The following is a 9,880-nucleotide window of genomic DNA, read 5'->3' on the forward strand; positions in this document are numbered from 1 at the left end:
TTTCAATATCCGTTATCGACTGCTGCATTTTTTGAACCTCTTTTTGCGATCGAAAGGTTTTTATCAAAAAAAATGCTGTAACAATTGTTGTAAATGCGATAATCCAATCAGGTACGGTTCCCAAAACAGTTGCCTCACATGGTCCGAAATTATTAATATCCATGTTTAAATATACACAGTTAACAATAAGATTCTTTTGTCTTATAGATATTATAATAAATGAACTTTAATATTCTTATCCCATCTTCTTCCGTAACCATTTCCTAACCGGCTCGTCATACCACTTCAAAGCGGCATAGGCTAAAACTATGGCTCCTGTTAAAATGAGTAATGCATAGGGCCAAGCCTGTACGATGGTTGTGCCTTTATGGTTGCTGACCCACGCAACGTAAAAATAAACCAGCGGGTAATGTACCAGGTAAAGCGGATAGGAAATCTCGCCTAAAAATTTACAGATTCTGCTCTCTGTTTGCGTTTGTATCACACCGCTGGCGCCAAGGTATACTATCAACGGGAAAACAATGATGATACAAACAGACTCATACACTCCGTTCATCCATAAATGCTCAGCACCGCCAATGCGCGGCATATAAAGTACGACAGCTACTAAAATGCTGCACCATAAAAAGGCATTTTTTATTTGGGTGGGTTTGGCTATACGCGACAGTAACAGACCGGCAAAGAAAGGATATATAACACGGGTTAGCCCAATGCGTACATGTGGCACATTTAATGTCCAGCCGCCGCTTACATCGCCGTTGCTGATAGCCAGTTGTGCCAACGCGATAGCCGCGATGATCACCAGGATGCTTAATGCCGTTTTAGAGAATTTCCTGATCCAGACAGCATAAAGAATGTTGGCAATGTATTCAAAAAACAAAGACCATCCCACGCTATTAAGGGGGTGCATCTCTTCCCAGCCACGTATATCAAGCGATAATGGTACGGGCAGGATGGTATAACCGATCAGCATCACTAACAGCATCTTCCAGACAGGAATGGTATGAATGAGCGGCCATAGCGTAGAATCCGTAAAATAGAATCCGATAGCGCCGAGGGTCATCCCCAAAACCACCATGGGTTGCAGACGTTCGATACGGCGTTTGAAGAAACTGCCGACGGTTATTTTATGCCAGCGGTCGTCATACGCATAGCCGATCACAAAGCCGGACAACAGATAGAAAAAATCAACGGCCAGATAGCCGTGGTTGACCAAGATATCCAGGTGCCCAGTTCCCAATGGCTCGGTTAAGTGAAAGGTTACGACGATAATAGCTGCGACACCGCGAAGGCCATCTAATATGGGGTAGTGTGGCTTGGTGGCCAGCTCATTATTGTTCATTAATAAAATTGGATATACAGATTATGAATTAAAACCGGCGCAAATTATAAAAAAAATGCATCGGTGCCCATCACGAGCTGAAAGCTCGCGGCAGCATATAAACAAAAAAGCGATGAGTAAACTCATCGCTTTTTTGCCTTTCGGACTTCCCGACTGTGGACTTCCGACTTAATTATATCATCATCCTTACCGGTTCTTCCAGTAATGATTTTAAGGTTTGCAGGAATGCGGCACCTGTTGCGCCATCAACCACGCGGTGGTCGCAGCTTAGGGTAACTTTCATTACGTTGCCAGGTACTACCGCGCCATTTTTAACAACCGGCACTTGCGCAATACCGCTAACGGCAAGGATACAAGCATTTGGTGTGTTAATAATCGCGGTAAACTCGTCAACACCAAACATACCAAGGTTTGATATAGTAAAGGTTGAGCCCTCCATTTCGGCAGGTTGTAATTTTTTAGATTTCGCTTTACCGGCAAAGTCTTTTACTTCCATTGAAATGTGACTTAACGATTTACCATCGGCATATTTAATAACCGGTACCAGTAAACCTTCGTCTACCGCTACAGCTACACCAATGTGTACATGCTCGTTGGTGCGGATCTTATCGCCCAGGAACGATGAATTAATAGCCGGGTGTTGTTTTAAGGCAACCGCACAAGCTTTTAATACAAAATCGTTAAATGATATTTTAACTGGCGCAACCTCGTTCATTTTGTTACGGGCAGCAATTGCCTGGTCCATATCTATCGACATGGTAACATAGAAGTGTGGCGCGGTGAACAAGCTTTCAGATAACCTACGGCTGATAGCTTTACGCATTTGCGTAACCGGCCTCTCGCTGAATTTCTCTTCGCCTGTGTAAGTTGGCAATACAACCGGTGCTTTTTCTGCAGGGGCAGCAGCTGGTGCGCCTTCTTGCGGTTTAGCGGTTTCTGCAGGTTTTGCAGATGGTGTAAAGCCTTCTATATCTTTTTTGATGATACGGCCGCCATCGGCACTGCCTTTTACATCATTTAAATTAATGCCTTTATCTTTAGCTATTTTACGTGCTAACGGAGATGCCTTAACACGGCTATCATCTTCTGTAGAACCCGCTGCAGTAGCAGTTGGGGCAGCATCAGAAGTAGCAGCTGGTGCAGCTTCTTTTGAAGCTTCGGCAGCAGGAGCAGCTTCTGCAGGTGCATCAGCTCCGGCATCATCCTGTAATAATGGGGTGATATCTGTACCTTCTTTACCTACAATAGCAATAATGCCATTTACCTTTGCAGCCTCGCCTTCTTTTACACCAATGTATAATAGTGTACCTTCTTCGTAACCTACAACTTCCATAGTAGCCTTATCGGTTGCTACATCAGCAATTGCGTCATCTGCTTTTACTTTATCGCCGACTTTAAAGTACCATTTTTCAATAGTACCCTCAGTCATGGTATCGCTAAGCAATGGCATACGGATAACCGCGGCCGGTATGGTTGATAGGTCTACTTTTGGTTTTGCAGCCGCAGCTGGTGCAGTAGCTTTTTTATCTTCAGCAGCCGCAGGCTTAGCCTCTTCAGCGGGTTTCTCTTCTGTTTTTGCAGTAGTAGTAGCACCTTCTAACAGTGCTTTATAATCTTCACCCTCTTTACCTAAAACGGCAATAACAGCATCAACCGGAACGGCGTTGCCTTCTTCAACACCTACATAAAGCAGGGTGCCATCCTGGTACGATTCAAAATCCATAGTGGCTTTATCGGTTTCGATCTCGGCCAAAACATCGCCCGATTTTACCTTGTCGCCAACTTTTTTATGCCATTTCGCCAATACCCCTTCGGTCATGGTATCGCTCATTTTAGGCATTTTAACTACTTCAGCCATATACTGTGATGAATATTGTTAATATTTATAAATATAAGATATTAGTCGCGGATGTAAGGATAATCCTGTTGTACATAAACATCAGTATAAAGTTCTGATGCTTCCGGCCAAGGTGATTCTTCAGCGAATTTAACTGCCTCTTCAACCTGTGCTTTAATTTTCGCATCTATCTCTTCAAACCATTTGTCATCAGCATAACCTTCTTTTTGTATAGTTAGTTTTACTGTTTCAATTGGGTCTTTTGATTTGTAGCTTTCCAGTTCTTCCTTAGTACGATACTTCTGCGGATCACTCATCGAGTGGCCTTTGAAACGGTAAGTACGCATTTCTAAAAAGGTTGGGCCTTCGCCGCGGCGTGCACGTGCAACAGCTTCGTCCATTGCATTGTGTACGGCAACCGGGTCCATACCATCAACCGGTGATGACGGGATACCGTAAGGCAAGCCTAATTTGTAAATATCTGTTTGTATAGTAGTACGCTCTACAGAAGTACCCATGGCGTAACCATTGTTTTCGCAAACAAAAATTACAGGTAGTTTCCATAACGCGGCCATATTAAAGGTTTCGGTTAATGCACCCTGGCGCACGGCACCATCGCCCATGTAGGCAATGTTTACGTTATCGGTACCTTTATACTGTTCTGCAAATGCAATACCTGCACCCATCGGGATCTGTCCGCCTACAATACCATGCCCGCCATAAAAATGGTTTTCTTTGTCGAACATGTGCATCGAGCCACCTTTGCCTTTTGAGCATCCGGTTGCTTTACCATACATCTCGGCCATAATAGCGTTAGGGGTTGTCCCTTTTGCCAAAGCGTGCGCGTGGTCGCGATATGCGGTAATCAAACTGTCCTCGTGGCGTATAACAGACATTGCGCCGGCTAAAACAGCTTCCTGGCCAATGTACAGGTGACAAAACCCGCGTATTTTTTGCTGACCGTATAATTGACCAGTTTTTTCTTCAAACTTACGCATCAGTAGCATAGACTCATACCACATCAGGTAGGTGTCTTTAGTTATTTCGATTGAACTCATTTATTAAATAAAGTTTCTATGAGAAAGTGCAAATCTAATTATATCCTGCAAATAACCGAAACTGGAACGAATTTGTTAGCATGATTTGATTAAATTTTTAAAGCGCCTTTCCAATGCATGCATAGCATTTTTATAAAAAGCGAAATAACATTTGGAGGTGGTGTAAAATGTACGCTTTATACGAGCGCGAAAGCTTCCTTTTCCGCAATATTCTTTTCAAAAAAAATCTTACCAAATGTGGTCGAACCAATACATTTTAGAGGCGAATTTGGGCGTTTTACAACCCTTTTTAGCCGGTTTTAGCCACCCCTTAATGTGTTACCTATCTGTTTATTTGAATTGCAGCAAGTCCCTTATAATTCACTGGAGAAAATTTCATCCGAAGAAATTGCCTGCGCCCTAATTTACTTTAACGATAAAAAAAGTATTGAAACTCAAAAATATTACATCAACCGTTATGAAAAAAAACCTTACGATTAATTTGGTAATTAAAAATTATTGGATAGTTTTGTATCCAACAATAGACACAACGTCCGATTTAATATACATTTGCTGTCCTAATTCAGCAATTAAAGGGATTAAATGAAGAAAACAATAATTGCTATTGCATTATTTCTGAGCGTTTTAGCGGCTCAGGCTCAAACAAAAAACGCTCCAACTCCAGCTGCCGAATCGGCCGAACAAGAGAGTTTAGCAAAAGATTATTTATCACAAATAATGGGTGTTGCGGTATCTGCAACCTCTAACATGAAACTTTTTCATTTTGTATACGATTGGATAGGTACACCTTACCGTTTTGGCGGTAGCTCAAGAAAAGGCATTGATTGCTCCGCATTTACTAAGCAATTATATAGTGACGTATTCAATTTAACTATCCGCCGCAGTTCACGCGATATTTTCAGCATGGTTAACCCTGTTGGTAAAGACGATCTGAAAGAAGGTGATTTAGTTTTCTTTAAAATTCACAGCCGCAGCATATCACACGTTGGCATTTACCTGGGTAACAACAGGTTTGCACATGCATCATCAAAAGGTGTTGCTATAAGCAGTTTAGACGATGCTTATTACAGCCGTTACTTTTACAAAGGCGGCCGTTTATTAGAATCATTTAAAAGTGAACTTTCGGCGGCATCAACTGACGACGAACCAGCTAACTAAGTAAACCTAAATTAATATCTATATCCTTTCACTAACCATGAAAGGATTTTTTTTGCCCTTGTATGAAAACCTGGTTAACATTATTTTTTTCTGTTTTTATACTAATAACTGGTTGTACTAACCTGCCACAAAAAAAGATTATTGCAGAAAAACCGGTTACCGAGGTGCAGGAGCCTGTTGTTAAACCAATATCTGATACTATAAATATTGCTGCCGTTGGCGATATTATGCTTGGATCATCTTATCCCGACAGTACTTTTTTACCACCCGATAGTGCCAGAAATAGCTTTAAGTACGCGTTGGAAGATCTGCGCAAGGCCGATCTAACTTTTGGCAATTTGGAAGGGGTATTGCTGGATACCGGTGCACCCGTTGGCTATAAACTAAGGTTTAAACACAAGGGATATTTATTTAGGATGCCCACAAATTATGGCGGAATTTTTAAAGATGCAGGGTTTGATATACTTAGCGTAGGCAATAACCACTCTAACGATTTTGACCAGGCAGGGCGAAAAAGCACTATCAAAATTTTAGATAGCCTGGGTATAAATGCGGCTGGTTTTAAAAGCCATCCATCAAAAAAATTCATTTTAAATGGCGTTAGATATGGTTTTTGCGCGTTTTCGCCAAACGGGCAAACAGTATCCTTATTGGAGATAGCCGCTGCGAAAAATCTTATTCAGGAGTTAAAAGCTAATAGCGATATCGTGATCGTTTCTTTCCACGGTGGTGGCGAGGGTACCGGATATGAACATGTGCCCCTGGATATAGAAATATTTAAAGGAGAGAACCGTGGTAACCTGCGCGCTTTTACCCATGCTGCGGTTGATGCCGGCGCTGATGTAATATTTGGCCACGGCCCGCATGTTAGCCGCGCAATTGAACTATATAAAAACAGATTAATAGCTTACAGCCTGGGTAACTTTGTTACTTATAAAGGTGTAAGCGTAAGCGGTGTTTGTGGCCTTGCACCATTATTAAAGCTTCGGATCAATAAAAAAGGCGAATTTTTAGATGGCCGGTTAATATCTTACAGGCAAGACCATCAAACAGGCTTAAGGCCCGACACTTTAAACCGAACTGCGTTTCGCATAAAAACTTTAACCGAGGCCGATTTTATTCAGCCCGGTTTAAGTATCTCCGATTCCGGGGCAATTACCCCCCTCTTTACAAATTAAGCTTCGTCCTTTGTATTGCGCACAAGGCTGATCCCTGTAAAAAAGAAGATTATAGAAATTAAACCAACAACAATTAATGTGGTTGCTGCACCTGTGTGTTGAATGATCTGGACACCGGTGTAAATTAAGCCAATAATTCCCAATACGGTAAGTATAGCTCCAAAAGTACGTTTTAAGTTCATGTTATATAATTAGTTATGTGTAAACAACTATTCATTAACCATAATAACATCGCTTTGTTTGCCTCTGGTTTTTGCTTATAACAAACAATATTTATCATAAATGTGTAATTTCCTTAAGGGTAGATGTATCATTTTGCAATCTATTACGTTAATAATACTGTAAGTGCCTCGCATTTACATTGTGATAAGGTTTAGGTTGAAAGTCCCCGGGCAGCGAGTGCCTGGGGCTTTTATTTTTTATAGCCTTAAGCAATCCCACCCATTTTATCCATCTTCGTTCCATATTGATATATATTATAATATAATGAATGATATAAAAGCAAAGCTGCACGCATTGTGCGTTGCTTACGTACAAACCCGGATGAAAGCCGCCGAACAGGCAATTGCCGAAGCGCAGCAATCTCAAAACGATGATACCAAAAGCAGCGCGGGCGATAAATATGAAACCGGCCGCGAAATGGCGCAGCAAGAAACCAATCGTAACCTTGCCCAACTGAACGAGGCCAATAAGCTAATGGTAGCGTTAAATCAGATCTCGTATAATGGCATATCGCAAAAAGCAGAAACCGGCAGTGTAATATTTACTAATAATGGCAATTTTTACCTGGCTATTAGTGCAGGTACGCTACTTTTAGATGATAAAAACTACTTCGCGGTATCGCCGGCATCGCCAATTGGATTTAAACTGAAAGATAAAAAAGCGGGCGACGAATTTATTTTAAATGAAAAAACTTATCAAATACAGTCAATTCTTTAATTTTTCGGCCTATAAATTGTGCTTATTTATAAAATAAAAAATATAGTTTAACAAATTATTGTACAATTGATTGATTTCTATTCTATATTTGGTGTAAACAAATAAATGACAGCTTATAAACTGATCATTACTAAACTATTTTTTGATGAACATATTCGTAGGAAGCCTTCCGTACTCATTAGAGGAAGCAGATTTACAAGAGCTTTTCGAAGCTTATGGTGAAGTAACCACCGTGAAAATTATTATTGACAGAGAATCCGGCAGAAGCAAAGGTTTTGGATTTGTTGAAATGTCTGATGACGAAGCTGCACAAAAAGCAATTTCAGGCTTAAATGGTTCTGAAGTTAGCGGCCGCTCAATTGCCGTTAGCCAGGCAGAAGACAAAAAACCAGGTGATCGCAGAAGCGGTGGCGGTGGTTTTGGTGGTGGCAACCGCGGCGGCGGTGGCGGTGGCTACTCAAGAGACAACAACAGAGGTGGCGGCGGTGGCGGCTACTCAAAAGATAGCAGAGGCGGCGGCGGCGGTAGCCGTTGGTAATCTGTACAGATTAAAAGCAAAGCACTGTTAATATTTGCGGTGTTTTGCTTTAATTTATTTTGAAACACGCTCTCATAATTTTGTTAGCGTGCTTTTTATTGCCTTTTTTTAAGGGTAATTCTTGCTATATTGATAATATCTTTAGCCACTATTTTTCTCTGATATAGCTAATTAAACTCGTGTGCCCGACATTTTGTTAATGGGGCAAATAAATTCTTGTTTGGATAGATAAGAATTTAATGGGCTTTGATACTTTTTATTATTTTTGTCAAAAATCATAACCAATGAGCGAACTCATTAAGAAACAAGTAAATGATGCAAAAGCTTTAATGGATAAAGCAATTGCCCATGCAGATAGTGAATTAACCAAGATACGTGCAGGTAAAGCTAACCCATCTATGTTAGATGATGTTAGTGTTGATTACTACGGTACCCCTACTCCACTGAGCCAGGTAGGTAGTGTAAACACCCCTGATGCACGTACTATTATTGTACAGCCATGGGAAAAATCATTATTACCTGCTATTGAAAAAGCTATTAAAGAAGCCAACCTTGGGGTTAATCCACAAAACGATGGGGTTATTATCCGCATTAACGTTCCGCCATTGACCGAAGAGCGTCGCCGCGACTTGGTTAAGAAAGCAAAGGGCGAAGCTGAAACCGGTAAAATTGCTGTGCGCAACATCCGTAAAGATGCCAACGAGAAAATCAAAAAATTGAAAACAGACGGTGTTTCTGAAGATGAAATTAAAGTCGGGGAAGCCGAAGTGCAAAAACTGACTGATGCTTACATTATTAAGGTAGATCAGCTATCAGAAGCAAAAGAAAAAGATATCATGACGGTTTGATTTTTTAAACCTGCTAATATTAAAGGGGATGGCCGAAAGGTTCATCCCTTTTTTTGTTGTTCGATATTTACCACAGAGGTGCACAGAGAATTATTATTGTCTCGTTGTACTCTCTATTAATAACCTTTTAAGCTCTGTGAACTCTGTGAAAAACTCCGTCTCCTCTGTGGTTAAATAATAAAATTTGCAAATAAAATAAGCGCTCCATATAATTGCGTAATTGATTACGTAATCAACAATACATAATGGAGTTTTATAAAAAAGTGGGCAAAATGGCGCTGGGCAGCAGGCTGCGCAGGCTAAGTGAGTTGGTTACCGACCAGGCAAGTAAGGTTTATGAATTATACGAAATAGACATGAACCCGAAATGGTTCCCGGTGTTTTATGCATTAGCCCAGGGCGAGGATAAATCAATTATGCAAATAGCACAAGAGATAAGCCATTCGCATCCATCAGTAAGTACTATAGTTAAAGAAATGGTGAAGCATGGTGTGGCGCAAGAAGTTCCTAATAAGGCCGATGCCCGGAAAAATTATATCCGGCTAACAGATAAGGGGCGCGAAATAAACGAGCGTATACAGGTACAATATGAGGATGTAAATGCTGCGGTTGAAAATGCGCTGAACGAAACCCAATACAATATCTGGAAAGCGATTGAAGAATGGGAGTTTTTACTGGAGCAGAAAAGCCTGCTCAATCGCGTAAAGGACGAAAAGAAAATCCGCGAAAGCAAAAACGTACAAGTAGTGGATTATAAACCCAAATATCAGCCTGCCTTTAAACAGCTAAACGAGGAATGGATAACCCAATACTTTAAGATGGAAGCAACAGATTATAAATCCCTTGACCATCCGAATGAGTATATTCTTAACAAAGGCGGGCACATCCTTATCGCTTTGTATAATAACGAGCCTGTTGGTGCCTGCGCACTCATCAAAATGGATAATGATATGTACGAGCTGGCCAAGATGGCGGTATCGCC

General features: G+C 41.0%; 10 protein-coding genes. 6 read left to right on the top strand and 4 right to left on the bottom strand.

Annotated features, from left to right (window positions below):
• Positions 1 to 235: 235 nt before the first annotated feature.
• The 3 genes from JWQ85_RS17830 to pdhA form a co-directional block, all read right to left on the bottom strand.
• The gene (locus tag JWQ85_RS17830; protein WP_299470360.1) at positions 236 to 1,342 is read right to left on the bottom strand and encodes an acyltransferase; all 1,107 of its coding nucleotides are present in this window, start codon (positions 1,340 to 1,342) and stop codon (positions 236 to 238) included.
• 172 nt (positions 1,343 to 1,514) lie between these two features.
• Positions 1,515 to 3,200, bottom strand: a complete 1,686-nt coding sequence (locus JWQ85_RS17835) for a pyruvate dehydrogenase complex dihydrolipoamide acetyltransferase (protein ID WP_299470361.1) — start codon at positions 3,198 to 3,200, stop codon at positions 1,515 to 1,517.
• A gap of 41 nt (positions 3,201 to 3,241) precedes the next feature.
• Positions 3,242 to 4,237, bottom strand: a complete 996-nt coding sequence (pdhA, locus tag JWQ85_RS17840; protein WP_299470362.1) for a pyruvate dehydrogenase (acetyl-transferring) E1 component subunit alpha — start codon at positions 4,235 to 4,237, stop codon at positions 3,242 to 3,244.
• 582 nt (positions 4,238 to 4,819) lie between these two features.
• Between pdhA and JWQ85_RS17845 the strand changes: the two genes are divergently transcribed.
• Positions 4,820 to 5,395: an NlpC/P60 family protein gene (locus tag JWQ85_RS17845; RefSeq protein ID WP_299470363.1), complete on the top strand. Its 576-nt coding sequence runs from the start codon at positions 4,820 to 4,822 to the stop codon at positions 5,393 to 5,395.
• A gap of 62 nt (positions 5,396 to 5,457) precedes the next feature.
• Positions 5,458 to 6,573 (top strand): CapA family protein, encoded by a 1,116-nt coding sequence (locus JWQ85_RS17850; protein ID WP_299470364.1) that lies wholly within the window; start codon positions 5,458 to 5,460, stop codon positions 6,571 to 6,573.
• Here JWQ85_RS17850 and JWQ85_RS17855 read toward each other — a convergent pair.
• Positions 6,570 to 6,755 carry a hypothetical protein gene (locus JWQ85_RS17855; RefSeq protein ID WP_299470365.1) on the bottom strand — a complete coding sequence of 62 codons (186 nt, stop codon included), beginning with the start codon at positions 6,753 to 6,755 and terminating at the stop codon, positions 6,570 to 6,572. The two genes, JWQ85_RS17850 and JWQ85_RS17855, sit on opposite strands and share 4 nt — an antisense overlap.
• Positions 6,756 to 7,059: 304 nt before the next feature.
• Between JWQ85_RS17855 and JWQ85_RS17860 the strand changes: the two genes are divergently transcribed.
• The 4 genes from JWQ85_RS17860 to JWQ85_RS17875 all read left to right on the top strand — a co-directional run.
• Positions 7,060 to 7,512, top strand: a complete 453-nt coding sequence (locus tag JWQ85_RS17860) for a 3-oxoacyl-ACP synthase (protein WP_299470366.1) — start codon at positions 7,060 to 7,062, stop codon at positions 7,510 to 7,512.
• A 145-nt stretch (positions 7,513 to 7,657) separates the two neighbouring features.
• Positions 7,658 to 8,050: an RNA-binding protein gene (locus tag JWQ85_RS17865; RefSeq protein ID WP_256540701.1), complete on the top strand. Its 393-nt coding sequence runs from the start codon at positions 7,658 to 7,660 to the stop codon at positions 8,048 to 8,050.
• Positions 8,051 to 8,334: 284 nt separating this feature from the next.
• The gene (frr, locus tag JWQ85_RS17870; RefSeq protein ID WP_299470367.1) at positions 8,335 to 8,898 is read left to right on the top strand and encodes a ribosome recycling factor; all 564 of its coding nucleotides are present in this window, start codon (positions 8,335 to 8,337) and stop codon (positions 8,896 to 8,898) included.
• Between the two features lie 245 nt (positions 8,899 to 9,143).
• The coding region (locus JWQ85_RS17875; RefSeq protein WP_299470368.1) for a helix-turn-helix domain-containing protein at positions 9,144 to 9,880 on the top strand (737 nt) is incomplete at its 3' end.

Origin of the sequence: Mucilaginibacter sp. (assembly GCF_028288105.1) — a bacterium.
Lineage (GTDB): Bacteria > Bacteroidota > Bacteroidia > Sphingobacteriales > Sphingobacteriaceae > Mucilaginibacter.

What these genes read in the sequence shown, in the direction of transcription:
- JWQ85_RS17830 (WP_299470360.1), bottom strand. Translation starts at nt 1,342, where the DNA reads ATGAACAATAATGAGCTGGCCACCAAGCCACACTACCCCATATTAGAT.
- JWQ85_RS17835 (WP_299470361.1), bottom strand. Translation starts at nt 3,200, where the DNA reads ATGGCTGAAGTAGTTAAAATGCCTAAAATGAGCGATACCATGACCGAA.
- pdhA (WP_299470362.1), bottom strand. Translation starts at nt 4,237, where the DNA reads ATGAGTTCAATCGAAATAACTAAAGACACCTACCTGATGTGGTATGAG.
- JWQ85_RS17845 (WP_299470363.1), top strand. Translation starts at nt 4,820, where the DNA reads ATGAAGAAAACAATAATTGCTATTGCATTATTTCTGAGCGTTTTAGCG.
- JWQ85_RS17850 (WP_299470364.1), top strand. Translation starts at nt 5,458, where the DNA reads ATGAAAACCTGGTTAACATTATTTTTTTCTGTTTTTATACTAATAACT.
- JWQ85_RS17855 (WP_299470365.1), bottom strand. Translation starts at nt 6,755, where the DNA reads ATGAACTTAAAACGTACTTTTGGAGCTATACTTACCGTATTGGGAATT.
- JWQ85_RS17860 (WP_299470366.1), top strand. Translation starts at nt 7,060, where the DNA reads ATGAATGATATAAAAGCAAAGCTGCACGCATTGTGCGTTGCTTACGTA.
- JWQ85_RS17865 (WP_256540701.1), top strand. Translation starts at nt 7,658, where the DNA reads ATGAACATATTCGTAGGAAGCCTTCCGTACTCATTAGAGGAAGCAGAT.
- frr (WP_299470367.1), top strand. Translation starts at nt 8,335, where the DNA reads ATGAGCGAACTCATTAAGAAACAAGTAAATGATGCAAAAGCTTTAATG.